Raw genomic sequence first — 24,436 nt, forward strand, 5'->3', positions numbered from 1 at the left:
ATGGGAACTGTCGCGATCCTCGGTGCCGGCACGATGGGGGAGACGCTGCTCTCCGGGTTGATCAGGTCCGGCCGACCGGCCGATGACCTCGTGGTCACTGCGCGACGCCCCGGGCGGGCCGAGGAGCTCGCGGCGCAGTACGGCGTGCGCGCGCTGTCCAACACCGAGGCCGCGGAGGCCGCCGACACCATCGTCCTCGTGGTGAAGCCGCAGGACATGGGCCAGCTCGTCGAGGAGATCAGCGACCACGTCTCGGCGGGCAACCTCGTCGTGAGCCTCGCCGCGGGCATCCCCACGGCCTGGCTGGAGAGCCGGCTCCCCGCTGGGGTGGCCGTGGTCCGCGTCATGCCCAACACCCCGGCGCTGGTCGACCAGGGCATGGCCGCGGTGAGCCCCGGACGCAGCGCCGACGCCGTCCACCTCGAGGAGGCGGCCGAGCTGCTGCGCTCCTGCGGGCGGGTGGTCCAGGTCGCCGAGAAGCACCAGGACGCGGTCACCGCCATCAGCGGCTCCGGCCCCGCCTACATCTTCTACGTGGTCGAGGCGATGATCGAGGCCGGCGTGGTGCTGGGCCTGCCGCGGCCGACGGCCACGGAGCTGGTCGTCCAGACGTTGTTCGGCGCCGCAACCATGATGCGCGAGACCGGCCAGCACCCGACGGTGCTGCGCGAGCAGGTCACCTCCCCGGGCGGCACGACCGCGGCAGCCCTGCGCCAGCTGGACGACCACAAGGTGCGCGCCGCGTTCATCACGGCGATGGAGGCGGCCGCGAACCGTTCGCACGAGCTCGCCTCCGGGCATGAGTGACCTGACCATCCGCAAGGTGCTCCCGGAGCACTGGCAGGTGCACCGCGCGGTGCGCTTCGCCATGCTCCTGGACCAACCTCGTGCCTACGGGAGCACCTTCGCCCGCGAGATCGCCTTCGACGACCAGGTCTGGCACGACCGGGTCAGGGACGGCGCGGCCTGGCTGGCTCTCCACGGCGACCTGCCGGTGGGGACCGTGACGCTGTGGGCGGTGCCGGACCGTCCCGCCGACGAGGCCTGCCTCGTGGCGATGTGGGTCGCGGCGCACGCCCGAGGGACGGGGGTCGCGGACGGCCTCGTCGAGGCGCTGCTCGCGCACGCGACCGGGCTGGGGCTGCGCCGGGTCACCCTCGACGTCGCCGAAGAGAACCCCCGGGCCGCTGCCTTCTACGAGCGGGTCGGGTTCGTCCGCACGGGACGGACCGGCGAGCTGCCGCACTACCCGGGGGTGGGCGAGTTCGAGATGGAGCACCTTCTCAGGAGGCGCACAGACGCCTCACGGTGAACTCTGGGTGACCTCGCCCCACCAAACCGCTCCCGTCGTGCGAGAGTGTCCGCATGAGCGAGATCTCCGTGCGCCGGCTGGGCGAGGACGAGTGGGAGCAGTACAAGACTGCTCGCCTCAGTGCTCTCGAGGAGTCCCCGGAGGCCTTCGCGGCCTCCCTGGACGAGGAACGCGGCTACGACGAGGACTTCTGGCGCACCCGGCTGCGCCGCTCGCAGCGGCTGCTGGCCGAGGTCGAGGGTCAGACGGTCGGGGTCGTCAGCGTGGGGCAGGCCCAGGAGGGCAACGACCGCGTGGCCGAGCTCTTCGGGCTGTGGGTCACCCCCGCGGCCCGGGGGACCGGGGTCGCCACCCAGCTGGTCCAGGCCGGCGCCGACGAGGCGCGCGCGCAGGGACGCAGCCACCTCGCCTACTGGGTCGGTTCGGACAACGGCCGCGCGGTCGCCTTCGCCAGCGGCGCCGGGTTCCGCCCGACGGACAGCCGCCGTCCCATGCGGGTCCAGCAGGGTGAGGACGAGGAGGACGAGGTCGCCATGGTGCTGCCGCTCGGCGAGGACCGCGGGACCCCCTCGCTCTGACGCAGGTGGCGCACCGTGGTGCGTCGGCGCCTTCCCTGACCGTCAGGGGCGGGAGGCCAGCCGGTCCAGCAGGTCCGTCGGACCACTGACGATGAGCGTGTCGTGCGCGGTGACCTTGGTCTCCGGCACGGCATACGTGAAGTCCTGCTCGGGTGCCTTGACGCCCACGACCGTGACGCCGTACTTGCTGCGGATCTGGCTCTGCGCCAACGTGAAGCCGATGGCCTCCTGCGGCGGCTTCATCTTGACGATGGCGAAGCCGTCGTCGAACTCGATGTAGTCCATCAGCTTGCCGTTGAGCAGGTGCGCGACGCGGCGGCCGCTCTCGGCCTCGGGCGAGATGACGTGGTGCACACCGATCCGCTCGAGGATCCGCGCGTGCTCGGGGCTCAGCGACTTGGCCCAGATGGTGGGGATCCCCGCGTCCACGAGGTTCATCGCGCAGAGCACCGAGGCCTCAACCGAGGAACCGATGCCCACCACCGCGAGCTTGAAGCTGCGCGCCTTGAGGTGCGCCATGGACTGCGGCTGGCTGGCGTCGGCCTGGACGATCTTGGTCACCTTGCCGAGGAACGTCTCGGCCAGCTCGTGGTCCCGCTCGACGGCGACGACGTGGTGCCCGAGCCGCTGCAGCTCGACGGCGACCGAGCCGCCGAAGCGCCCGAGCCCGATGACGAGGACGTCGTCCTCGTACAGCTTCTTACCCACCTGAGCAGCCCTCCGTGGCGTCGTCGACGTGAGCAGGCCACGCTACCGCGTCCCTGCTGGTGGGACCGTGCTGTCCACCGGAGGCTACGCACGGGTAGCGTTCCCGCATGCCCTCACAGGTGCGGGTGGTCTGGGACCCCGGCTTCACCGCCTACGACTTCGGGCCGGGTCATCCGATGAGCCCGGTCCGTCTCGACCTGACCGCGCGGCTCTGCGACGCGCTGGGGGTCTTCGACGGGGACGGGGTCGACGTCTTCAGCCCCGAGGTCCCGGACGACGAGGTCCTCGAGACCGTCCACGACGTCGACTACATCGCCGCGGTGCGGGCCGCCTCGCTCGACCCCGCGGTCGCCGACCCGGCCTTCGGCCTGGGCACGGAGGACGACCCCGCCTTCGTCGGTATGCACGAGGCAAGCGCGCGGGTCGCCGAGGGCACCAGGGCCGTGTGTGCCGACGTGTGGGAGGGCCGCGCCGAGCACGGAGTCAACTTCTGCGGCGGCATGCACCACGCCATGCCGGGGAACGCCGCCGGCTTCTGCATCTACAACGACATCGCCGTCGGCATCCAGTGGCTGCTCGACCACGGCGCCGAGCGCGTCGCCTACGTGGACGTCGACGTCCACCACGGTGACGGCGTGGAGCGGGCCTTCTGGGACGACCCGCGCGTCCTCACCATCTCCCTGCACGAGTCCGGGCGGGCGCTGTTCCCCGGCACCGGCTTCGCCGGCGACATCGGCGGCCCCGCGGCGCAGGGCGATGCCGTCAACATCGCCCTCCCTCCCGGCACCGGCGACTCCGCCTGGCTGCGTGCCCTGCACTCGACGGCGCTGCCGCTGGTGCGGGCCTTCAAGCCCGACGTCCTCGTAACCCAGCACGGGTGCGACACCCACGCGCAGGACCCGCTGGCCCACCTCTCCCTGTCGGTCGACGCCCAGCGGGCGGCCGCCGACGCCCTGCACCGGTTGTCGCACGAGGTCTGCCGGGGGCGCTGGGTCGCCCTCGGCGGTGGCGGCTACGAGATCGTCGACGTCGTCCCGCGGTCGTGGACCCACCTCACGGCGATCGCGGCGCACCGGCCGGTGCCGCTCACCGAAGCCGTCCCGGAGGGCTGGCTCGACCACGTGCGCACCCTGCTCGGGCGTGAGGGCCCACGCCGGATGGGCGACCTCGACCCCGCCGAGGGGCCGATCTGGCACCAGCCCTGGGACATGGGCTACAACCCGCACAGCGAGGTGGACCGGGCGGTGATGGCCACGCGCCAGGCCGTCTTTCCCCTCCACGGCCTCGATGTCTGGTTCGACTGAGGGCGGTCCGTTCGGGCGATCTGTTCCATCCGTACGGCGTGTCGACTGGACAGTGGGGATTTAGTTTTCACATTGACTTCCCCATGAGTCACATCAGCCCCTACAGTTCCCCTTGCACGAGCGTAGAGGTCCGCCGGAGGGGAAGCCGGCGATGCGCGCGTGTAGAAGATCGAGGTTCACATGTCCAACGAGCGACAGCTCGCCGAGGTGCGGTTCCTGACCGTCGCCGAGGTGGCCTCGATCATGCGCGTGTCGAAGATGACGGTGTACCGCATGGTGCACGCAGGTGAGCTTCCCGCCATCCGCGTCGGTCGGTCCTTCCGGGTCCCGGAGGATGCCGTGCACAAGTACCTGCGCACTTCGTACGTCGACACCGCCTGATCGGTCGGCTGCAGCAGACAGCGAGGGCGGACCGGGACGAGGAGTCCCGGTCCGCCCTCGCTGTGCGTCGCGGCCGCCTGGTCGCCGCCCCGCAGGGACGCCCCGTCAGCGGTTGTCGACCGCGGTGACCGCCACCTTGACGTTCGCGCCGGTGTAGAGCTGCGTCACCAGGTAGACCGAGCCGGGTGGGATGACCGCCGACTCGTCGCCGGCCGCGGTCGCGACCGACCCGGTGGGCTGGCAGGAGCTGTCGAGGAAGTACAGGTCGAGGTCGTGCCCGACCGTGGCGTCCGCGTCGCTCGTGCCCTTGACCGACACCGAGTGCAGCCCGTCGGAGAACCCGGCCGGGAACTTGCTCACCCAGCCGTCCACCCCCTGGCTGGCCGGCGGGAACGTGCAGGCGGTGTTCATCTCCGTGCCCGTGACCCCGAAGACGTTCTGCAGCCCGGTGGCGTCACCCGCGGCGGGGTTCGGGGCGGTGATGGTGCCGGAGTCCGTGAAGGGCTTGTCAGGGGTGACCGAGCCGTTCTGGACGACCGCCCCCGACCCGAACACCTCGATGTCGGCGACCTGCGCCTGGGTGGCGGTGTTGCCCTGCACCGAGTCGACGAAGAACCGCACGTACCCCGCCTTCACCGGCGTCGACAACGCGAACGTCGTGAAGTTGAGGTCGGGCGCCGTGGGCCGCGGCGCGGCATACGCGAAGGCACCGGTGCGGGCCGTCGTCCAGGTGACCCCGTCGGTCGAGGTCTGCACGGTGAAGCCCTTCAGGGCGCTGAACCGCGAGGCGTTGGTGGCCTTGAACGCGCTGACGCGCACGCTGCTCACCGTGGCGGGAGCCGCGAGCTTCACGGTCACCCGCTGGTCCGGTCCCTGGTTGTACGGCGTCGTGCCCGCCTTGGTCGCCCAGACCGACGCCGCGGTGTCGTCGAAGGCGAACTTCGCCGGTGCACCGTCGTCCTGGCTGGACGCGCTCACCACCGTGGCACCCGCCGAAGTGGAGGCGAGGTTGGGGGCCAGCTTGATGGTGCGGGCCGCGTTCCTGCCCGCAGCGACGGCGAACCCGTCGATCGTCTGCACGCCGAACCCGGGGGCCTGGAGGGTCAGCGGGTAGGTGCCGGCGACGGCCTTGACGGAGAAGCCGCCGGTGGAGCCGGTCCGGCCGAGCGGGCTCACCCGCGCCTCGAAGCGACCGAGGATGACCTTGGCGTTCGGGACGGCCTTGCCGGTCGTGGCGTTGAGGACGGTCAGGGCGACCGTGCCGTTGCGCGCCGCGGCCGGGTGGTCGAAGCCGGGGGTCGGGTCGGTGTCGTCGCCCGTGATGCTCCTGGCCGAGGCGCCGGCGCCACGCTTGGCGAAGACCGACCAGATGAGGTCGGTGTTGGCGCCGTGGAAGCGGTCGAGGTCGGCGGACAGGATGCCGTCGCGGGCGTCGAGGAAGGACGGGTCCGGTGCGGTCAGCGGCATGCCGTCGGTCACGAGCCGGGCCGCCACGTCCGCACCCTTGGCCGCGCCGTAGCGGGCCACGAGAGCCTTGCGCAGGTCCCACAGCGTGGCCGTCCAGATCTCACCGTCGGCGTGCACCTCGGGCCCGGTGAGGTCGTAGCCGATGTCGCCGAACGTGGTGGGGTTCTGGTCGTAGTTCCAGTTGCGGATGCCGCGGGTCGCGTTGCCGGTCACGTAGTCGCCGACGATCGGCTTGGTGAGCAGGCCGGCGTTGAACCCGTGGTTGAGCGCGTACCAGTCGGACCAGCCCTCACCCATCGACCCGGCCTGCTGCGAACCGAGCGCACTGCCACCCGCGACGTACCGCGTCGACAGGCCGTGGGTGTACTCGTGCTGGATGACGCTCATGTCGAACGAGCCGTCGCGGTAGGGCCCCTCGAACGCGTCGTCGATCGGCTCCCAGAGGAACATCCCGCTCCACGGCGGGATGCCGTCGTCGAGCGTGAGCATGTAGGCGTTGTCCCGACCGGTGTAGGTGGGGCTGCCACCGGAGGCGGCGCCGGCCTGGACGAGGCCGCGGATCGCATCGCCGCCCATGCCCCCGTTGCTGCCGTTGTCGAGCTGGAAGTTGCCCGCGGTCTCGGTGAAGCCGAGCGCGTAGTACTCGTCGTGGATCCGGTTGTGCTGGAAGAACAAGTTGGTCGCGGCGGGGTTGAGGTCCTGGGCGTACGACGGGGGAGTCGTCTGGCCCTTGGTCGCCGCCCACTGGTTCGTGTAGGTGTAGCTGAAGTTGCCCGTCGGAGCGACCGGCCGGGGCGCATTGTCAACAGGCGCAAGGAAGTTCGACCAGTTGGCGTAGGTGTCGGCGTTGTTGCCGTACGTCGTCACACCGGTGCCGACGAGTCCTGTCGGGTCCACCCAGCCCTTGGGGGACTGGGCCGTCGGCCCGAACGACTGCTGTCGGGGCGTGCCGCCCTTCGCGGCCCCCGGGTGGTTGTCGTACACCGTGCCCTGGGGGTCCTCCGCGTGCTGGACGACGCTGGTGCGGTAGAGGATCCGACCCGTGGTGCCGTCGACGACGACCTCCCAGGCCTGCGCCGTGCTCTTGAGGAAGTACACCTTGTATGCCGCGACGGGGCCGGCCTTGGTGCCGAACGTGACCTTCTTGACGTACGACGGCCCGCCGAACGGTCCCCGGGCGAAGGTGGTGTACCCGGCCTGCCTGCCGTCCGCCTTCGGCGTGAAGGCGGTCCCGGGTGCGAGGACGCCGGCGGTCCGCAGCAGGGCGCCGGTCTCACCCAGCACCCAGCCGCCCGTGAGGGTCGCGCCGGGGGTGGGGTCGCCGGCATACGAGAGGACCCGACCGTCCTGGGTGACCGCGATGTTGAGCCGACCGCCCCGGGCGGCGGCCACCCCGGCGGTGGTCTGCACGAGGTCCACGACGTGCGTCCCCGTGCCGGGGAGCGTGTGGTCGCGCACGACCGCGAGGCCGTCGACCTGGCCGGCGGTGAGCCCGAACGCCGCAGCGTTGGACCGCACCCAGCCGCGGGCCACGGCGACGGCGGACCCGGTGGCGGGCGCCGTCAGCGGCTGCGACCCGCGCAGGGACCGCAGGGTCCCGAAGCGTTCGTCCCAGGTCGCACGCGCACCGGCGCCGCTGCGGGCGAGCAGCGCGCTCAACGCGTTCTTCGCGGCGGTGGTCGGGACGACGGGACGGGCCACGGCCCGGGTGTCGAGCGTCCTGGCGAGCGCGTCGACGGTGTCGCCGAGTGCCGGCAGCGCCGGCGAGCCGACGGCGTCGGGGACGGCGGCGGGGGCGCCCGCCGCGGAGGAGAGGGGGAGGGCGGTGGCGGCCGCGGTCAGCAGGCACACCCCCATGGCGATCGAGTGCGTGCGGGACGTCTTCACGGGATCTCCTGCGGACGGGCGGGTCCTCTGTGACCCGGTCGCCCTGTCAACGAGGCCCCTGACGTGGGGTTACTCGGCCTGCGTGGCGGACTGCCGTCGTGGTCGCGTCGGATCCCCGCCACGGGTCGCGCAGAGGGCGAGTTTGGGTGGGACGTGTCGGGCCGCTAGAGTGGCCACCACTGTTCGGCGTGGTGCGTTGGTTCGTTGCCCCGTCCGGCAACACACCACGACCGCAAGGACACTCATGGGCTCTGTCATCAAGAAGCGCCGCAAGCGGATGGCGAAGAAGAAGCACCGCAAGCTGCTTCGCAAGACCCGCCACCAGCGTCGCAACAAGAAGTGATCAAAGGCCCCCGCAGCGCGGGGGCCTTTGCTCTGCCCGGACGCGCCGTCCGGTCCGCGGCCGGGGGGCCGGGTGGTCCGCGGGCCCACGCCCCCTCGCGGCGCCCCGAGTGTGACGAGCGCCGCGTCCACGACGAGGACGCACCCCTCGACGGACGGGCCCGGCTGGATAGGGTGGCATCGGCTGCGAGGAGTGGGACGGCTCGTGACCGCACCAGTTCGTGACTGCGAGATCCAGGGGAGGTGGCCATGGCTGATGTCGTCCTCGTGACCGGCGTCTCCCGCTACCTCGGCGGCCAGTTCGCCCGGCAGCTCACCCAGGACCCGTCGGTCTCCCGGGTCATCGGCGTCGACGTCATCCCGCCCCCGCACGACATCGGTCGGGCGGAGTTCGTGCGGGCCGACATCCGCAACCCGATGATCGGCAAGATCATCGCGCAGTCCGAGGTCGACACCGTCGTCCACATGAACGTCATCGCGACGCCCACGCACGCCGGCGGACGGACCTCCCAGAAGGAGATCAACGTCATCGGCACCATGCAGCTGCTCGCTGCGTGCCAGAAGGCGCCGAGCATCCGCCGGCTCGTCGTGAAGTCGTCCGCAGCCGTCTACGGTTCGAGCCCCCGTGACCCCGCGATGTTCACCGAGGACATGGGCCCGAAGGCGTTGCCCCGGGCCGGTTTCGGCAAGGACTCGGTCGAGGTCGAGGGGTACGTGCGCGGGTTCTCGCGGCGCCGGCCCGACGTCGAGATCTCCATGCTGCGGTTCGCCAACATCATCGGCCCTGGCATCCGCACCTCCCTGACCGACTACTTCGCCCTGCCCGTCGTGCCGGTGCCGTTCGGGTATGACGCGCGCCTGCAGTTCGTCCACGAGCGTGACGCCGTCGGCGCCCTGCTGCTGGCCACGACCGGCCCGGCCGCCGGCATCACGAACATCTCGGGCGACGGCATCATCACCGTCACGCAGGCGGCAGGCATGGCGGGGCGTCCCGTGCTCCCCGTGCCGATGCCGGCTGCCGGGGTGTTCGGCCTCCTGGTCAAGCGCTCGGGCCTGGCCGACTTCAGCAGCGACCAGATCCAGTTCCTCGCCTACGGTCGAGGTCTGGACACCCGCCGGATGCGCGAGGTGTTGGGGTTCGAACCCGCGTTCACCACCCGTGAGGCCTTTGCCGACTACGTCCGCGGCATCGGCTCGGCCCTGCCCGGCGGGGCGGCCCTGGGGGCGGCCGTGTCCGGTGTGGCCGGTTCTGCCGCGACGGCGATCGGTCACGTGTGGGCGGCAGGGAGGAACGACTGATGGCGACCAGCGAGCCCACGAAGAAGGCCACCGCGGCGACGCGGACCACGGCCGCGAAGCGGTCGGCGGCGACCACGAGGTCCGCCGCGAAGACGGCGGCCGGGAAGTCCGCGGCCAGGAAGTCCACGACCACGAAGTCCGCGGCCGCCAAGAGGTCGTCGGCGTCCACGAGGTCCGCCGCGAAGACGGCGGCGCCCCGCCGGGGTGCCCTGGCCGCCGGGGCGGCTCGTGCCTCGGGCGAGCGCGCGCGCCGCCGCAGCACCCCCCTGATCCAGGCGCCCGCTGCAACGACCCGCACCACGGCCCCCGAGACGGCGGTGACACCCGCACCCGCGACCGCGAGCGAGCCGACGGCTCCCCCCAGGGCCACCGCGACCGCGTCGAGCGCGAGCAAGCACCGGCCGCGTCCGGTCGCCAAGGCCGTCCCGAGCCGCAAGGCGGTGGCGCGGTCCGGGGCCCGCACCGGACGACCGGTCAGGGCGCGGACCGCCAAGAAGTCGGCAGCGTCCAGCGCGACCCGCCCGACCCGGGTGCTCAAGGCCGTGCCCGACGAGGTCGTGCTGCCCCCGGAGCTCGTCGTGCCGACCCCCGACCGCACCTCCCGCAGCGTCGCGCCCGGGGTGGAGGAGCTGCTCACGGCCGGCATCGCCGCGATCCGGGTGGCGGCCGAGGCCGCCGGGGTCTCGCCCGATGACGTCGAGCGGCACCTCGCCGCGATGCTGTCCTACCTGCGCCGGCGGATCACCGGCGACTACGCGGTGGACGAGTTCGGTTTCGACGAGGACTTCACCCGCCACTTCTACCTGCCCGTGCTGCGCCCGCTCTACCGGTCGTGGTTCCGGGTCGAGGTGCGCGGCATCGAGAACATCCCGGCGACCGGTGGCGGCCTCGTGGTCGCGAACCACTCGGGCACCATCGCGATGGACTCACTGATGACGCAGGTCGCCGTCCACGACGAGCACCCGGCCCACCGCCACCTACGCATGCTCGGCGCCGACCTGGTGTTCCAGACGCCCGTCGTCGGGCAGGTCGCCAGGAAGTCGGGGTCGACCCTCGCGGCGAACCCCGACGCGGAGCGGCTGCTGTCCAACGGCGAGCTGTGCGGCGTCTGGCCCGAAGGCTTCAAGGGGGTCGGAAAGCCGTTCAGCGAGCGCTACAAGCTGCAGCGCTTCGGCCGTGGCGGGTTCGTCTCGGCGGCGCTGCGCACCGGTGCGCCGATCATCCCGTGCTCCATCGTCGGGGCCGAGGAGATCTACCCGATCATCGGCAACATGAAGGCCGTGGCCCGGCTCTTCGGCGCCCCCTACGCGCCGATCACGCCGACGTGGCCGCTGCTGGGTCCGCTGGGGCTGATCCCGCTGCCGAGCAAGTGGATCATCGAGTTCGGGCGCCCGGTGGAGACCGCCGACCTCGGACCGGGTGCGGCCGACGACCCCATGCTCGTCTTCGACCTCACCGACCAGGTGCGCGAGACGATCCAGCAGACGCTGTACTCGCTGCTCATGCAGCGCCGCTCGGTCTTCTTCTGACCGACTGGCACCGGGAGGGCGCCTGCACAGCGCGCGCGAGAAGGTGCGTGGCGTGGCGACAGTGGCGGCCGTGCAGCCGCGCCCGGGGGTCAGGGGAGCTTGATCGTCGACCCGGGGAGCGTCACCGGGCCGAGCGTCGACCCCGGGACCGTCGCGGTGATGCCGCCGGTCCCGACCGTGGCCGAGGGGAGCGGGACCGTCACCGTCGCGGACGGCAGGGGGAGGGTCGCGCTGATCGTGGGCAGGGTCGCGGTCGCGCCACGGGTCGACAGGGTGGCCCCGACGCCGCCGCCACCGATGGTTGCCCCGCCCGTGCCCGCGGTCGCGCCGGGAGCCGGCCCGTTGCCGCCGACGCCACCGGCGCCACCTGCGCCGCCGGTGACCGGGGCGTCGGGGACGGTGATGCCGCCGCCACCGGCGGTCGCCGGGGAGCTCGACGAACCCGAGCGGACCGGGCCGGACGTGGAGCTCGCGGTGCTGGTGACGTTCGGAAGGGACGACGGCTGGAGGCTGGTCCGCAGCACCTCACCACAGTGCCCGCCGCAGGCGGCGATGCGCCTGGCGGTGGCCACCTGGGAGTCCCGCAGCAGCGCCTCGAGCCGGTCGAGCGACGCGCGGGAGCCGAGCGGGACCTCGTCGCGGAGCGCGTCGACCTGCGGCAGCGCCCGGTCGGTGAAGTCGCGCTGGGCGAGCAGGGCCTGCGGGTTGCCGGTGGCGGCGTAGTCGCGGTCGAGGGCCCGCTGGCCGGCCTGCACCGAGTCGGCGGCAGCGGACAGGGCGGTGTTGATGTCGCCGACGTCGGGCTCGGTGCGAGCAGCCAGGTCCCGGCTGTCGGAGATGTGCTCCTGGGCCTGTCCGAGGTACGTCGTCCCGCGCTGGAAGTCGCTGGTCGCCAGTCGGACGGCCACCCCGTCGAGCCAGCCCTTCACCGGGTACAGGGACTCGCCGGGCACGGATGAGCGCGATGCGACGCCGACGATGCCACCGACCAGGAGGGCGGAGGCCGCGGCGCCGACCAGGGCCCGCGGCAGCCCGCGACCGACGACGACCACGACGGGGGCGGTGCGGGCAGCGGCCCGTCGCGCCGTCGCGGCGCGGGCTGCGGCTGGCGTGGGGGCGGGCAGGGACCGCGCCTCGACCATGAGGCGCTCGCGCAGGGCGGCGACGAACTCGGCGTCGGGCCCGGGAGCGACGGCGCCGACCGACAGCAGCTGGTGGCTGGTCTCGAGGAGGGCGCGAACGCGCGGGTCGTCGGGGTGCTCTCCCTCGAGCGCACGCTGGAAACGATCTGCCGAACGGTTCAGGACTGCCATGCCGACACCTCCCTCCCCAGCTCGGTCGCGGTCTTACGTGCTGAGAACGACGCGGAGGGGCGGAAGTTACGCAGGGAAACCCGTGCGAACCGGGCGGACCGCACGGGGCCGGCCCCGGGCGTCATCGACCGCTCAGAGCGCGACATCGGCGAGCTCCCGGTGCAGCGAACGGACGGCCCGCAGCTGGAGCTGCTTGACCGCCCCCTCGGACTTCCCGAGGACCTTGGCGGTCTCTGCGAGGGTGAGCCCCTGGAGGAAGCGCAGCACGACGCACTCGGCCTGCTCCGGCTTGAGGTTCTTGACGGCGGTGAGCAGGCGCTCGTCACGGAGCCGGTCGAGCACCTCCTGGTCGGGGGCGTCCACGCGCCGGTCGGCGTCGAGCATGTCGGCCGTGGTCACCTCCATGCGGAAGCGGGCCGACTTGGCGTTGTCGGTGATGAGGTTGCGGGCGATGGTGATGAACCAGGCCGCGATGTCACGGCCCTGCCAGGAGAAGGAGTCCATCCTGCGCAGGGCCCGCAGGAACGTCTCCGAGGTGATGTCCTCGGCGAGCTGCTGGCCCCCGACGCGGACGTAGACGTAGCGGTAGACCACGTCCACGTAGCGCTCGTAGAGCATCCCGAACGCCTCGGCATCGCCGCGCTGGGCCAGCTCGACGAGGGCGCTGATCCGCTCGAAGTCCTGGGGCGCCTCGCCCGGACCGAACCCGGCGCGCGCCGCCGGACCGGAGTCCTCCCCGCGGCCACCACCCGAGCCGTCGAGGGTCTCGCCACCGGCGACGCTGAGGGCGACCCGGAGCTGGTCGAGGAACCGCTGCGTCGCCGGTCCCATGCCGTGTCCGTCCAGTCCGACCCCTGCCGCGGCCGGGACGAGGCCGCCGAACGGGTCCGTGCCCAGGGCAGCGCGCAGCCCCGCGAACGGGTCCGCGGCACGGCGACGTGGGCGCATCCAGATAGGGGGAACCTCCTGACCGGACAGTTTTGCCGAAATCACGGCGTTTGTCAGGAGACCTCCACCACACCCGGACGCACCCGGAGCCCGTCGCAGGGCAACTCACGTACCGACGGGTAACCCTCGCGTCGACCGGAACCCCGGCACGCGGCATACGCTGGTCACATGCCCGACCACGCAGAGACCGATGGGGCCGTCGCGCCGCGGATCCGACTCCTCGGCAAGCCCGGCTGCCACCTGTGCGACGACGCCCGGGCCGTGGTCGCCAGGGTCGCCGCAGACCTGGGGGTGGGGTGGCGCGAGGACTCGGTGCTGGACGACCCGGCCCTGATGGAGCAGTACGGCGAGCAGATCCCGGTGACGTTCGTCGACGGGCGTCAGCACGACTACTGGCGGGTCGACGAGACCCGGCTCCGCGCCGCCCTGCAGTCCTGAGCGAGGGTGCCGTGAGGGGCCGTGGTGACGTGGCTCACGCGGCGCGTGAGACGGCTGCTTGTGACTTTGTGCATCGGTTCACAAAGGCGTAATCTCGGTTCGCAGCCCGCGTCAGCCAGGTGCGGACCTTGCATGAACTGAAGGAGCCGGAGAAGACGTTGTCTGCCGACCCGAGCGCTCGTCGGGGCATACCCGACGCCACGGTGGCACGGTTGCCGGAGTACCTGCGCGCCCTGACGGGGTTCGCCGAACGCGGCATCACGTCCGTGTCCTCCGAGGAGCTCGCGGCTGCCGCGGGGGTCCGCAGCGCCAAGCTGCGCAAGGACCTGTCGCACCTGGGTTCCTATGGCGTCCGCGGGGTCGGCTACGAGGTGGACCACCTCGCCTACCAGATCTCCCGCGAGCTCGGACTCACCCAGGACTGGCCCGTGGCCATCGTGGGGATGGGCAACCTCGGGCACGCGCTCGCGGCCTACAGCGGGTTCGCCACGCGGGGGTTCCGCGTCGTCGCCCTGCTCGACCAGGACACCGTCCTGCACGAGCAGGAGATCGCCGGCCTGCCGGTGCAGCCGATGGAGGCCCTCCCGTCACTGGTCACCGACCAGGGCCTGGCCATCGGGGTCATCGCGACCCCGGCCGCGTCGGCCCAGTCCGTGTGTGACCAGCTCGTCGCCGCCGGGGTCCGCTCGATCCTCAACTTCGCACCGTGCGTGCTCGTCGTGCCCGAGGGCGTCGACGTCCGCAAGGTCGACCTCTCGACCGAGCTGCAGATCCTCGCCTTCCACGAGCAGCGCAAGTCGCTGGCCGCCCAGGGGGCCCTCGACGCCGTGGCCGAGGCGGTGTCGCGATGAGCCTGGTCATCCTGGGCCTGTCCCACCACACCGCGCCGCTGAGCCTCCTCGAGTCGATGTCCCTCGACGCCGACGGGCGCTCCGCCCTCGCGGCCAACCTCTTCGCCCGCGACAACCTCTCCGAGGTCACCGTGGTGTCCACGTGCAACCGCACCGAGGTGTATGCCGAGTCGCTCACCTTCCACGGCGCCGTCACCGACATCACCGACGCCCTCACCGAGGTGACCGGGGTGTCGCGCGACGAGCTGCGCGAACACCTCTACGTCCACTACGAGGACCGGGCCATCGCCCACGCCTTCACGGTCGCCTGCGGCCTGGACTCGATGGCGGTCGGCGAGGCGCAGATCCTCGGCCAGATGCGCACGTCGCTGCGCGAGGCCCAGCGCGCCGGGCACGCCGGGCCGTCCCTGAACACCCTCTTCCAGCAGGCGCTGCGGGTGGGCAAGCGGGCACACACCGAGACCGGGATCGACTCGGTCAGCGTCTCGCTCGTCGAGGCCGGGCTGGCCCGCGCCGAGCGTGAGCTGGGTTCGCTCGGGGGCCTCGACGTGCTCGTCGTCGGCGCGGGCGGCATGAGCTCGCTCGCGGCGACCACGGTGGCCCGGCGCGGCGTGCGTTCCCTCACCATCGTCAACCGCACGCTGTCCAAAGCCACGCGGCTGGCCGAGCGCACCGGGGCGAAGGCGCGTCCCCTGGACGAGCTCCACCGCGCCCTCGCCGGCGCCGACGTGGTCATCTCCTGCACCGGCTCCACCGGGGTCGTGGTCGACCTCGCCGGTGCCGCCGACGCCCAGGTGCTGCGTGCCGGCCGTCCCCAGGCCTACGTCGACCTGGCCCTGCCGCACGACGTCGCCCCCGAGGTCGACTCCCTCAACGGTGTGACCCTGGCCGGGCTCGCCTCCCTCGGTGCCGACCTGTCCGGCGGCGAGACCTCGAGCGAAGTGCAGCAGGTGGCCGACCTCGTGATCGGCGAGGTCGCGGCGTACCTCACCTCCCGCGCGGCGGAGACCGTGGCCCCGACCGTGGCTGCCCTGCGCTCGCACGCCGCCGACGTCGTCGCCGGTGAGCTCTCGCGCCTCGACCAGCGTCTTCCCGACCTCGACGACACCGAGCGGGCCGAGGTCCAGCTCGCGGTGCACCGCATCGTCGAGAAGCTTCTGCACACCCCCACCGTCCGCGTGAAGGAGCTCGCCGTGGGCGGTCACGGCGACGGGTACGCCCAGGCCCTGCGCGAGCTGTTCGACCTGCGCCCCGGCGAGGCCGCCACGATGTCCGTGCCGCCCGAGCGGGGAGGTATGCCGTGAGCTCCACGACCGCATACGCGACCGGCTCCCAGCCGGCCACCCGCCCGCTCACGCTGCGTCTCGGCACCCGGCGCAGCGCGCTCGCGACGACGCAGTCGTCGTGGGTCGCCGACCGGTTGCGCGCCCTGGGCCACACGGTCGACCTCGTCACCATCGTCACCGAGGGCGACACCTCCACCGCGTCGCTCTCGACGCTGGGCGGGACGGGCGTCTTCGCCGCGGCGCTGCGCCGCGCCCTGCTGGCCGGCGAGGTCGACTTCGCCGTCCACTCGCTCAAGGACCTGCCCACCGCCCCCGAGCCGGGCCTGACCATCGCCGCCGTCCCGGTCCGCGAGGACCCGCGCGACGTCCTCGTCGCCTCGGAGGGCCGCACCCTCGGCGAGCTGGGGGAGGGCGCCGTCGTCGGCACCGGCTCCCCGCGCCGGGTCGCGCAGCTGGCCGCCCTCGGGATGGGCCTGTCCTTCAAGGACATCCGCGGCAACGTCGACACCCGCATCGCCATGGTGCACGGCGGTGCCCTCGACGCCGTGGTGCTCGCGCGCGCCGGCCTGGCCCGGCTGGGCCGGTTGGACGAGGTGACCGAGTCGATCGACCCGCTGCAGATGCTGCCCGCGCCCGGTCAGGGCGCGCTGGCGGTCGAGTGCCGTGAGGACGACGACGCCACGCGCTCGGCCCTGGCCGTCCTGGACCACGCCGACACCCGCGCCTGCGTGACCGCCGAGCGGGCCGTGCTGGCCCGGCTCGAGGCGGGGTGCTCCGCCCCGATCGGCGCGCTCGCCGAGGTCGTCGAGGGTGAGGACGGCCTCGAGCTGTCGCTGCGCGCGTTCGTCGGCGCGATCGACGGCTCGGTCGACCTCCGTCGCTCCGTCGTCGGCCCCGTCGACGAGGCCGCCACGCTCGGTCACCGCCTCGCCGAGGTCCTCCTCGAGGACGGTGCCGACGTGCTGCGCGGGCCCGAGGAACGACCACCGGCTGACACCGGGGGCCCGGACCCGACGGGCGACCGCCCGTCCGGCCCCGGCCAGCCCCCCGACCCACCCGGGGCGAACGGAGCTACTCCGCTCGCCGCCCCCGACCGCCGCCCAGAAAACGACAGCACGGAGCGTGCCACGTGAGCCCCACGCGCACCCAGCCCACCACCAAGCCCACCCGCCAGCCGGGTCGTGTCGCCTTCGTCGGCGCCGGCCCGGGTGACGCCGGTCTGATGACCGTCCGCTCGATCGAGTTCCTCGCCAAGGCCGACGTCGTCGTCATCGACCAGGTCGCCCGCGAGGACGTCGTCGCCCGTCACTGCCGTGCGGACGTCGAGGTCGTTGACGCCGGTCACGGCGACCACGGCCAGCCGCTGACGCACGCGATGCGTGCCAAGCTCGTCGTCAAGGCGGCCAAGGCCGCCCACGGCGGGCTCGTCGTCCGCCTCATGGACGGCGACCCGGCCACCTTCAACGGCCTCGCCGAGGAGGCGCTGGCCTGCCAGAAGGCCGGCATCGGCTTCGACGTCGTCCCCGGTGTCAGCGCCGTCTCCGCGGTCCCGGCCTACGCCGGCATCCCGCTCACCTCGAGCAGCTCGCCGGCCGTGCACGTGATCGCGGCGAACGACCGGAGCGTCGACTGGTCCGCCTCGGCGACCGAGTCGGTCACCGTGGTGCTGCTCGGCGCGCCCGACGACCTCACCGGCGCACTGGCCAAGCTGCTGGCCGCCGGCCGGTCCGAGTCGTGCCCCGTCGCCCTGACCGAGCGCGGCACGACGATCCGCCAGTCGACCCGGGTCACCACGCTCGGTGAGGTCGCCAAGGTCATGAAGACCGTGGAGTTCCCGGCCCTGGCCGTCGTCGGCTCCACCGTCGCGCTGCGCGAGCAGCTGTCGTGGTTCGAGACCAAGCCGCTGTTCGGCTGGAACGTCCTGGTCCCGCGGACCAAGGAGCAGTCCGGCTCGACCATCTCCCGCCTCGAGTCCTACGGCGCCACCGCCGAGGTCGTCCCGACGATCAGCGTCGAGCCGCCCCGCACGCCCCAGCAGATGGAGCGCGCGGTCAAGGGCCTGGTCACCGGTCGCTACGAGTGGATCGGCTTCACCTCGGTCAACGCCGTCAAGGCCGTCCGCGAGAAGTTCGAGGAGTTCGGGCTCGACGCCCGCGCCTTCGCCGGGCTCAAGGTCGCGGCCGTCGGCGGGGTCACCGCCGAGGCGCTGCGCGAGTGGGGCATCGTCGCCGACCTGGTGCCGTCGGGGGAGAAGTCCGCCAACGGCCTGCTCGCCGACTGGCCCCCCTTCGACGAGGTGCTCGACCCGATCAACCGCGTCTTCCTGCCCCGCGCCGACATCGCCACCGACACCCTCGTCGCCGGACTGGTCGAGATGGGTTGGGAGGTCGACGACGTCACGGCGTACCGCACTGTCCGTGCCGCTCCGCCCGCCGCGGAGATCCGTGAGGCCATCAAGGGCGGCCAGTTCGACGCGGCCGTCTTCACGTCGTCCTCGACGGTGCGCAACCTCGTCGGCATCGCCGGCAAGCCGCACCCGTCGACCGTCATCGCCTGCATCGGGCCGGCGACCGCCAAGGCGGCGGAGGAGCACGGTCTGCGGGTCGACGTCCTCGCCCCCGAGGCGTCCTCCGACTCCCTCGTCGACGCGCTGGCCGACTACGGGCTGGGCCTGGCTGCTGCTGCGGCCGAGGCCGGTGAGGACGTGGTGCGACCGAGCGCCAAGAAGGCCTCGTCGCGTCGTCGGGCGAAGTGACCGACGTGACTGACGCGCGTCTGCCTGCGGGACCGGTCCTCCGGCCCCGCAGGCTGCGGCAGTCCCCGGCCGTGCGCCGGCTGGTCGCCGAGACCCGCCTGCACCCGGCCGAGCTGGTGCTGCCGGTGTTCGTCCGCGAGGGGATCACCGAGCCGGTCGCGATCTCGGCCATGCCCGGGGTCGTCCAGCACACCGTCGAGTCCCTGGTCGCCGAGGCGCACCGCGCCGTCGAGGCGGGTCTCGGTGGCCTGATGCTGTTCGGGGTGCCGGAGCACAAGGACGCCACCGGCTCCGGTGCGGACGACCCGGAGGGCATCCTCAACGTCGCTCTGCGTGCCGTCGCCGACGCGGTCGGTGACCGGCTCGTCGTCATGGCCGACCTGTGCCTCGACGAGTTCACCGACCACGGCCACTGCGGTGTCCTCACCGCGGACGGGCGCGTGGACAACGATGCGACCCTCGAGCGGTATGCCGCGATGGGCCTCGCGCAGGCCCGCGCCGGCGCAGCCGTGCTCGGCCTCTCCGGGATGATGGACGGCCAGGTGGCGTTCGTCCGCGACGCGCTCGATGCGGAGGGCTTCACCGACACGGTCATCCTGGCCTACTCGGCGAAGTACACCTCCGGGTTGTACGGGCCGTTCCGCGAGGCCGTGCAGTCCTCGCTCCAGGGCGACCGCGCGACCTACCAGCAGGACCCCGCGAACGCCACGGAGTCGTTGCGCGAGCTCGAGCTCGACATCGCCGAGGGCGCCGACATCGTCATGGTCAAGCCGGCCGGGCCGCACCTCGACATCGTCGCCGCGGCGGCTGCCATGTCACCGGTTCCCGTTGCGGCATACCAGATCTCGGGCGAGTACAGCCAGATCGTGGCTGCCGCCGAGAACGGCTGGATCGACCGTGAGCGGGTGATGATGGAGTCGCTCATCGGCATCCGTCGCGCCGGCGCGCAGATCATCCTGACCTACTTCGCGTTCGACGCCGCCGCCCTGCTCCGAGACTGACCCGCAGCGGCCGCCCCGCGCCATACCCCTCCCGCCCACCCGCGAGTTTGAAGCGGTGGCGACGTCAGGGCGTCGCCACCGCTTCAAACTCGCGGGGTGGGGGAGGCGGGGCGGAGGCCGGGGGAGGTCGCCCGTGGGTGAGGGGTCAGCGGGTGAAGAGCGCGTCGACGGCGGGGATCCGCGCGCGGTAGCCGCGCAGGAGCTCGCGGGCGACGGTGACCGAGTCGACCAGCGGGTGCAGGGCGAACGCCTCCACGGCCTGACGCTCGTCGCCGGTGGCCGACGCGGAGATGGTGAGGCGCTCCACCCCCCTGACCTGCAGCACCAGCCCGAGCTGGTGCGGTGTCAGGGGGCTGACCGGCAGCGGCCGCGGCCCGTCGGAGTCGACCGTGCACGGCACCTCGACCACCGCGTCCTCGGGCACGCCGGGGACGGCTCCGCGGTTGCGGACGTTGAGGATCAGCGAGGCGGGCTCACCGCGGGAGATCGCCGCCATGATCGCGAGGGCGACGCCTTCGTAGCCACCCCCCTGGACGTCGTGCTCGTCCCGCTCCTCGCCCTCGTCCCTGGCCTCCTTCATGTAGGTGGCGTTGCGCTCCATGCGGACGCGGTCCCACTCGCCGAGCGCGTCGGGGGGTGAGGCGGCCATCGACGCGTAGAAGCCGCGCTGCTGGTCCAGGAGGTACTCGCCGCGGGTCTGGTCCGCGGCCCGGATCGAGGCCACCGCGTCACGGTTGAAGTAGTAGTAGTAGAGGTACTCGTTCGGTATGGCGCCCAGGGTGCGGATCCAGTCGAGGCCGAAGAGCTGACCCTCCTCCATCGAGCCGAGCAGCAGGTCGTCGGCGAGGAGCCGGGGCAGGACGTCCTCGCCGCCGGAGTGCACGCCCCGCAGCCAGCCGAGGTGGTTGAGCCCGACGTAGTCGACGCTCGTCGTGAGCGGGTCGAGCCCGAGGGTCGCGGCCGCCCGCCGGCCGAGGCCGATGGGGGAGTCGCAGATGCCGACGACCCGGTCCCCGAGGACCTGCTGCATCGCCTCGGTGATCATGCCGGCGGGGTTGGTGAAGTTGATGACCCAGGCGTCCGGGGCGACCGCGCGAACGCGTTCGGCGACGTGCCGCGCGACCGGGAGGGTGCGCAGCCCGAACGACAGCCCGCCGGGCCCGGTCGTCTCCTGCCCGAGCAGGCCGAGCTCGAGGGCGACGCGCTCGTCCTGGGTGCGCCCCTCGAGCCCGCCGACGCGGATGGCCGAGAAGACGAAGTCGGCGCCCTCCAGGGCCTCGTCGAGATCGGTCGTCGTGAGCACCGACGGCGGGTCCTCGTGTGCGGCGCCCATCTGGGTCAGGACGCGGCCGATCGCCTCGAGCCGTGACTCGTCGACGTCGTGCAGGCGGACCTCGTCGACCCGCTGCTCGTGGTGGTCGGTGAGCAGGGCCCCGTAGACCAACGGCGTCCGGAACCCCCCGCCACCCAGGATCGCGAGCCTCATACGACGTGGACCTCCGTGCCTGCCGCGCGAGCGGCGTCGAGGGTGGGGCCGTGGGCCCCGGTGGTGGTGATGACGGCATCGAACTCGTCGAGTCCGCAGACCCGCAGCGCTCCGGTGCCGGGGAACTTGTGGCGGTCGACGAGCAGCACCGACCGCTGCGAGGTCGCGAGCAGGGTCCGCTTGACCGGCACCTCGACGAGGGTGGTGTCGAGCACCGTGCCGTCGGTGGCGACCCCGCTCGCACCGAGGAAGGCGCAGGTGGCCCGCACCTGGCGCAGGGCGTCCTCGGTGAGGGTGCCGACGAGCGAGTGGTAGGTCCGGCGGACGATCCCGCCGAGCAGGACCAGCTCGACCGCCGGGTCGTCGCGCAGCACGTCGAGCACCGCGAGGCTGGCGGTCACGACGGTGACGGGGCGGCCGCGCAGCTCGCGGGCCAGCATCATCGTCGTCGTGCCGATGTCGAGGATCACGCAGTCGCCGTCGGCGACCATCGCGGCGGCCCGGACCGCCACGGCCCGCTTGTCGTCGGCGTCGCTCGCGGCCACCTCGGCGAACCCGCGCACCGCGTCGGCGTCGGTCTCCGGCGAGTCGCCGGTCCCGACTCCGGCGCCCCGGCCGTCCGCCGTGTCGAGCACCGCCCCGCCGTGGACCCGGCGCAGCGCACCCGCCGTCTCGAGCTCGATGAGGTCGCGGCGGACCGTGGCCAGGCTGACGTCGCAGAGCGCGGCCAGCTCCTCGGTGGAGGCAAGGCCGTGGGAGTGCAGCCGCTCGACGATCGAGCGTTGCCGGGTGACCCGCATGGAGGCAACATAACAATCACTTCCGCGCAGCGATATGCACAACGCTGAAGAATTGTGATCGTTCTTGCTTGTCTAGGCCGGACCAACAGGGCATTCTGGCCAGCAGGCCCACCGACGAACAGGAGCCCGCAGGTGCCCGACCAGGTGCCCCACCCGCCGTCCGACGCGCCCCCCGTGTCCGACGACACGGCGGCCGCGCACGAGGACCAGGTCTACGACCCCCTCGCTGCCCTGCGCACCCCCGGGACCCCCGAGCTCGACGTCCTCATCTGGGGCACGGTCTTCCTCGACATCATCTTCACCGGGCTCGACGCCCTCCCCGAGGACGGCCAGGAGGTGTGGGCCGACGGTATGGGGTCGTGCCCCGGCGGGATCGCCAACCTCGCCGTCGCCGCGCGTCGCCTCGGCCTGCGCACCTCCTTGGCCGCCGCCTTCGGTGACGACGCCTACGGGGACTTCTGCTGGGAGACCCTGGCCGACAACGAGCACGTCGACCTGAGCCGGTCGCAGCGCTTCGAGGGCTGGCACTCGCCGGTCACCGTCTCCATGGCGGTCAACCGCGACCGCGGGATGGTCAGCCACGGGCACGCCCCGCCCCTCGGCCCCGCCGAGCTCATCGGCACGCCGCCGCCCACCCGGGCCGTCATGGTCGAGCTGTCCGAGCAGCGTCCGCTCATCGGCGCGTCCGAGCCCACCTGGGTGCAGCAGGCGCAGTCGGCCGGCTCGCTCGTCTTCGCCGACGTGGGCTGGGACCCCACCGGGCGCTGGTCGGGCGAGGTCCTCGACCAGCTCGCGGTCTGCCACGGCTTCCTGCCCAACGCCGGTGAGGCGATGGCCTACACGCGCACCAGCACCCCGCACGAGGCGCTCTACGCCCTCGCCGACCACGTGCCGCTCGCGGTTGTCACGAACGGCGAGTCCGGTGCGCTCGCGATCGACTCGGCCACCGGCGAGGAGGCCGTCGTCCCGGCCCTGCGCGTACCGGCGATGGACCCGACCGGGGCGGGTGACGTGTTCGGCGCCTCGATCGTCCTGGGTACCCTCGCGGGCTGGCCGCTGCAGCAACGCCTGGCGTTCGCCGCCCTCTGCTCCTCGTTGTCGGTGCAGCAGTTCGGCGGCAGCCTGGCCGCCCCCGGCTGGGGTGACATCGCGGACTGGTGGACCCAGCGACGGGCGTCGGGCGACGCCAGCTCCTACCATCAGTCGCTGCTGCGCCGGTACGGCTTCCTCGACGACCTCGTCCCCACCATCCCGTTCGGCGCAGGTCGCCGCGCCACCGCCACGATCGCCCGCCACGTCGACGTCGAGGGCTACCCGTGAGCCGCCCGACCCCCGCACCGCACACCTCCAGCACCGCCAGCCCTGCGCCATACCCATCAAGGAGAACGCCCATGAGGAACCGCCCCACGATCCTGCTGGCCACCGCCGGCCTCGTCGGTGCCGCCGCGCTCGCCGCCTGCACGCCGGGCTCCAACGCCGACACCTCGGGCACCACCCCCACGGGCCAGGTCTCGACCGACGCCTCGAAGCTCGGTGACGTGACCCTGACCGTCTGGGACCAGGAGGTCCGCGGCGGCCAGGCGGCGCAGATCGAGGAGCTCAACAAGGAGTTCCAGGCGAAGTACCCGAACATCAAGCTCAAGCGGGTCACGCGCTCCTTCGACGACCTCAAGACCACGCTCAAGCTGGCGCTGTCGGGCAACACCCCGCCCGACGTCTTCGAGGCCAACAACGGTCGCCCGGACATGGGGTCGTTCGTCCAGGCCGGCCAGCTGCTGGCGCTCGACAAGTACGCCACCGCCTACGGGTGGGACAAGCGCTACCCGGAGTCGGTGCGCAAGTACTCGTCGTACACCCCGGACGGCAAGACCTTCGGCTCGGGCAACCTGTACGGCCTCCCGCAGGTCGGCGAGGTCGTCGGCATCTACGCCAACACCGACATCCTCAAGAAGGCCGGCGTCAACGAGGTCCCCACGACGTGGTCCGACTTCGAGTCGAGCCTCGGCGCCATCAAGTCGGCCGGCGAGCAGCCGCTCGTCCTCGGCAACCTCGACAAGTGGCCGGCCATCCACGTCTTCGGCACGGTCCAGGCCCAGAACGCCAAGCCGGACGCGATCCGCACCCTCGGCTTCGGCCAGAAGGGTGGCACGTGGAAGACCCCGGAGAACGCGAAGGCGGCGCAGACGCTCGTCGACTGGGTCGACAAGGGCTACTTCGCCAAGGACGTCAACGGCCTGGGCTACGACCCGGCGTGGCAGGCGTTCTCCAAGGGCAAGGGCGCCTACCTCATCGCGGGCACCTGGCTGCAGGCCGACCTCGGCAAGGCCATGGGCGACAAAGTGACCTTCACCCTCCCGCCGGCTGCCTCGGGCACCCCGGTCGCGACCGGTGGCACGGGCCTGCCCTGGGCGGTCTCCAGCAAGTCCAAGCACCCTGACGCCGCCGCGGCCTACATCGACTTCATCACGAGCAAGGACGCCATGGGCGTGCTCGCGAAGAACGACAACCTGCCCATCGCCGACACCGCCGACCAGACCGCCGGCGACGCGCTCGGCAAGGACGTGTTCGCGGCCTTCGGCACCGCGGTGAAGGACGACTCGCTCGTGCCCTACCTCGACTACGCGACGCCGACGATGGCCGACACCCTCGGCGCCTCGTTGCAGGACCTGCTCGCGAAGAAGGCGACGCCGGACAAGTTCCTCGACACCGTCGAGAAGGACTACAGCGGGTTCGTCTCCTCGAACGGCTGAG

At 72.5% G+C, this 24,436-nt stretch carries 22 protein-coding genes; 16 read left to right on the forward strand and 6 right to left on the reverse strand.

What is annotated here, in order from left to right:
- Genes proC through ASC58_RS19290 form a run of 3 tightly spaced genes read left to right on the forward strand, consistent with a single transcriptional unit; the run spans position 1 to position 1,890 of the window.
- Positions 1-807: a pyrroline-5-carboxylate reductase gene (proC, locus tag ASC58_RS19280; RefSeq protein ID WP_056920402.1), complete on the forward strand. Its 807-nt coding sequence runs from the start codon at positions 1-3 to the stop codon at positions 805-807.
- Positions 800-1,312 (forward strand): N-acetyltransferase, encoded by a 513-nt coding sequence (locus ASC58_RS19285; protein WP_056920403.1) that lies wholly within the window; start codon positions 800-802, stop codon positions 1,310-1,312. Before proC ends, ASC58_RS19285 begins: the two co-directional genes overlap by 8 nt.
- A gap of 53 nt (positions 1,313-1,365) precedes the next feature.
- Positions 1,366-1,890 (forward strand): GNAT family N-acetyltransferase, encoded by a 525-nt coding sequence (locus ASC58_RS19290; RefSeq protein WP_056915616.1) that lies wholly within the window; start codon positions 1,366-1,368, stop codon positions 1,888-1,890.
- Positions 1,891-1,932: 42 nt separating this feature from the next.
- Here ASC58_RS19290 and ASC58_RS19295 read toward each other — a convergent pair whose 3' ends face one another.
- Positions 1,933-2,598, reverse strand: a complete 666-nt coding sequence (locus tag ASC58_RS19295) for a TrkA family potassium uptake protein (protein ID WP_056915615.1) — start codon at positions 2,596-2,598, stop codon at positions 1,933-1,935.
- A 107-nt stretch (positions 2,599-2,705) separates the two neighbouring features.
- On the opposite strand from ASC58_RS19295, the gene ASC58_RS19300 reads away from it, so the two are divergent.
- The gene (locus ASC58_RS19300) at positions 2,706-3,902 is read left to right on the forward strand and encodes an acetoin utilization protein AcuC (protein ID WP_056920404.1); all 1,197 of its coding nucleotides are present in this window, start codon (positions 2,706-2,708) and stop codon (positions 3,900-3,902) included.
- 180 nt (positions 3,903-4,082) lie between these two features.
- Positions 4,083-4,283: a helix-turn-helix domain-containing protein gene (locus ASC58_RS19305; RefSeq protein ID WP_056915613.1), complete on the forward strand. Its 201-nt coding sequence runs from the start codon at positions 4,083-4,085 to the stop codon at positions 4,281-4,283.
- A 105-nt stretch (positions 4,284-4,388) separates the two neighbouring features.
- Here ASC58_RS19305 and ASC58_RS19310 read toward each other — a convergent pair whose 3' ends face one another.
- Positions 4,389-7,637 (reverse strand): M36 family metallopeptidase, encoded by a 3,249-nt coding sequence (locus ASC58_RS19310; RefSeq protein WP_235529327.1) that lies wholly within the window; start codon positions 7,635-7,637, stop codon positions 4,389-4,391.
- A gap of 244 nt (positions 7,638-7,881) precedes the next feature.
- Here ASC58_RS19310 and ASC58_RS20820 point away from each other — a divergent pair, with 244 nt between their 5' ends.
- From ASC58_RS20820 to ASC58_RS20825, 3 genes are all read left to right on the forward strand, one after another.
- Entirely contained in the window at positions 7,882-7,980 is a 99-nt protein-coding gene (locus ASC58_RS20820; protein ID WP_003792170.1) for a 30S ribosomal protein bS22, read from the forward strand.
- A 248-nt stretch (positions 7,981-8,228) separates the two neighbouring features.
- Positions 8,229-9,278 carry an NAD-dependent epimerase/dehydratase family protein gene (locus ASC58_RS19315; RefSeq protein ID WP_056915612.1) on the forward strand — a complete coding sequence of 350 codons (1,050 nt, stop codon included), beginning with the start codon at positions 8,229-8,231 and terminating at the stop codon, positions 9,276-9,278.
- Positions 9,278-10,807: a lysophospholipid acyltransferase family protein gene (locus tag ASC58_RS20825; protein WP_082553462.1), complete on the forward strand. Its 1,530-nt coding sequence runs from the start codon at positions 9,278-9,280 to the stop codon at positions 10,805-10,807. The genes ASC58_RS19315 and ASC58_RS20825 overlap by 1 nt, the downstream gene beginning before the upstream one ends.
- A gap of 89 nt (positions 10,808-10,896) precedes the next feature.
- Here ASC58_RS20825 and ASC58_RS19325 read toward each other — a convergent pair whose 3' ends face one another.
- Positions 10,897-12,120 carry a hypothetical protein gene (locus ASC58_RS19325; protein WP_056920405.1) on the reverse strand — a complete coding sequence of 408 codons (1,224 nt, stop codon included), beginning with the start codon at positions 12,118-12,120 and terminating at the stop codon, positions 10,897-10,899.
- A 132-nt stretch (positions 12,121-12,252) separates the two neighbouring features.
- Positions 12,253-13,068 (reverse strand): sigma-70 family RNA polymerase sigma factor, encoded by an 816-nt coding sequence (locus ASC58_RS19330; protein ID WP_235529328.1) that lies wholly within the window; start codon positions 13,066-13,068, stop codon positions 12,253-12,255.
- A gap of 168 nt (positions 13,069-13,236) precedes the next feature.
- Between ASC58_RS19330 and ASC58_RS19335 the strand changes: the two genes are divergently transcribed.
- The 6 genes from ASC58_RS19335 to hemB all read left to right on the forward strand — a co-directional run bounded on the left by ASC58_RS19335 (position 13,237) and on the right by hemB (position 19,399).
- Positions 13,237-13,506: a glutaredoxin family protein gene (locus tag ASC58_RS19335; RefSeq protein WP_056915610.1), complete on the forward strand. Its 270-nt coding sequence runs from the start codon at positions 13,237-13,239 to the stop codon at positions 13,504-13,506.
- Positions 13,507-13,664: 158 nt separating this feature from the next.
- Entirely contained in the window at positions 13,665-14,357 is a 693-nt protein-coding gene (locus ASC58_RS19340; protein ID WP_056915609.1) for a redox-sensing transcriptional repressor Rex, read from the forward strand.
- The gene (locus ASC58_RS19345; RefSeq protein ID WP_056920406.1) at positions 14,354-15,661 is read left to right on the forward strand and encodes a glutamyl-tRNA reductase; all 1,308 of its coding nucleotides are present in this window, start codon (positions 14,354-14,356) and stop codon (positions 15,659-15,661) included. The genes ASC58_RS19340 and ASC58_RS19345 overlap by 4 nt, the downstream gene beginning before the upstream one ends.
- The gene (gene hemC, locus ASC58_RS19350) at positions 15,658-16,776 is read left to right on the forward strand and encodes a hydroxymethylbilane synthase (protein ID WP_235529329.1); all 1,119 of its coding nucleotides are present in this window, start codon (positions 15,658-15,660) and stop codon (positions 16,774-16,776) included. The genes ASC58_RS19345 and hemC overlap by 4 nt, the downstream gene beginning before the upstream one ends.
- Positions 16,773-18,398 (forward strand): uroporphyrinogen-III synthase, encoded by a 1,626-nt coding sequence (locus ASC58_RS19355; protein ID WP_056920407.1) that lies wholly within the window; start codon positions 16,773-16,775, stop codon positions 18,396-18,398. The genes hemC and ASC58_RS19355 overlap by 4 nt, the downstream gene beginning before the upstream one ends.
- A 5-nt stretch (positions 18,399-18,403) precedes the next feature.
- Positions 18,404-19,399: a porphobilinogen synthase gene (gene hemB / locus ASC58_RS19360; protein WP_082553480.1), complete on the forward strand. Its 996-nt coding sequence runs from the start codon at positions 18,404-18,406 to the stop codon at positions 19,397-19,399.
- A 145-nt stretch (positions 19,400-19,544) separates the two neighbouring features.
- Here hemB and ASC58_RS19365 read toward each other — a convergent pair whose 3' ends face one another.
- Together ASC58_RS19365 and ASC58_RS19370 are read right to left on the reverse strand one after the other, a co-directional pair.
- Positions 19,545-20,885: a 6-phospho-beta-glucosidase gene (locus ASC58_RS19365; protein ID WP_056920408.1), complete on the reverse strand. Its 1,341-nt coding sequence runs from the start codon at positions 20,883-20,885 to the stop codon at positions 19,545-19,547.
- Entirely contained in the window at positions 20,882-21,685 is an 804-nt protein-coding gene (locus tag ASC58_RS19370) for a DeoR/GlpR family DNA-binding transcription regulator (protein WP_056920409.1), read from the reverse strand. Before ASC58_RS19370 ends, ASC58_RS19365 begins: the two co-directional genes overlap by 4 nt.
- Positions 21,686-21,859: 174 nt before the next feature.
- Between ASC58_RS19370 and ASC58_RS19375 the strand changes: the two genes are divergently transcribed.
- Entirely contained in the window at positions 21,860-23,005 is a 1,146-nt protein-coding gene (locus ASC58_RS19375; protein WP_056920463.1) for a carbohydrate kinase family protein, read from the forward strand.
- Between the two features lie 71 nt (positions 23,006-23,076).
- On the forward strand, positions 23,077-24,435 hold the full coding sequence (locus ASC58_RS19380; protein ID WP_056920410.1) for an extracellular solute-binding protein: 1,359 nt from the start codon (positions 23,077-23,079) through the stop codon (positions 24,433-24,435).
- Position 24,436 lies beyond the last annotated feature (1 nt).

The organism is Phycicoccus sp. Root101, from assembly GCF_001426245.1.
Classification (GTDB): domain Bacteria; phylum Actinomycetota; class Actinomycetes; order Actinomycetales; family Dermatophilaceae; genus Pedococcus.

Excerpts from the sequence above, each read along its gene's own strand:
- ASC58_RS19330 (WP_235529328.1), bottom strand. The coding sequence starts at position 13,068 with ATGCGCCCACGTCGCCGTGCCGCGGACCCGTTCGCGGGGCTGCGCGCT.
- proC (WP_056920402.1), top strand. The coding sequence starts at position 1 with ATGGGAACTGTCGCGATCCTCGGTGCCGGCACGATGGGGGAGACGCTG.
- ASC58_RS19325 (WP_056920405.1), bottom strand. The coding sequence starts at position 12,120 with ATGGCAGTCCTGAACCGTTCGGCAGATCGTTTCCAGCGTGCGCTCGAG.
- ASC58_RS20820 (WP_003792170.1), top strand. The coding sequence starts at position 7,882 with ATGGGCTCTGTCATCAAGAAGCGCCGCAAGCGGATGGCGAAGAAGAAG.
- ASC58_RS19300 (WP_056920404.1), top strand. The coding sequence starts at position 2,706 with ATGCCCTCACAGGTGCGGGTGGTCTGGGACCCCGGCTTCACCGCCTAC.
- ASC58_RS19315 (WP_056915612.1), top strand. The coding sequence starts at position 8,229 with ATGGCTGATGTCGTCCTCGTGACCGGCGTCTCCCGCTACCTCGGCGGC.
- ASC58_RS19365 (WP_056920408.1), bottom strand. The coding sequence starts at position 20,885 with ATGAGGCTCGCGATCCTGGGTGGCGGGGGGTTCCGGACGCCGTTGGTC.
- ASC58_RS19285 (WP_056920403.1), top strand. The coding sequence starts at position 800 with ATGAGTGACCTGACCATCCGCAAGGTGCTCCCGGAGCACTGGCAGGTG.
- ASC58_RS19335 (WP_056915610.1), top strand. The coding sequence starts at position 13,237 with ATGCCCGACCACGCAGAGACCGATGGGGCCGTCGCGCCGCGGATCCGA.
- ASC58_RS20825 (WP_082553462.1), top strand. The coding sequence starts at position 9,278 with ATGGCGACCAGCGAGCCCACGAAGAAGGCCACCGCGGCGACGCGGACC.
- ASC58_RS19345 (WP_056920406.1), top strand. The coding sequence starts at position 14,354 with ATGAGCCTGGTCATCCTGGGCCTGTCCCACCACACCGCGCCGCTGAGC.
- ASC58_RS19305 (WP_056915613.1), top strand. The coding sequence starts at position 4,083 with ATGTCCAACGAGCGACAGCTCGCCGAGGTGCGGTTCCTGACCGTCGCC.
- ASC58_RS19370 (WP_056920409.1), bottom strand. The coding sequence starts at position 21,685 with ATGCGGGTCACCCGGCAACGCTCGATCGTCGAGCGGCTGCACTCCCAC.
- ASC58_RS19290 (WP_056915616.1), top strand. The coding sequence starts at position 1,366 with ATGAGCGAGATCTCCGTGCGCCGGCTGGGCGAGGACGAGTGGGAGCAG.
- ASC58_RS19380 (WP_056920410.1), top strand. The coding sequence starts at position 23,077 with ATGAGGAACCGCCCCACGATCCTGCTGGCCACCGCCGGCCTCGTCGGT.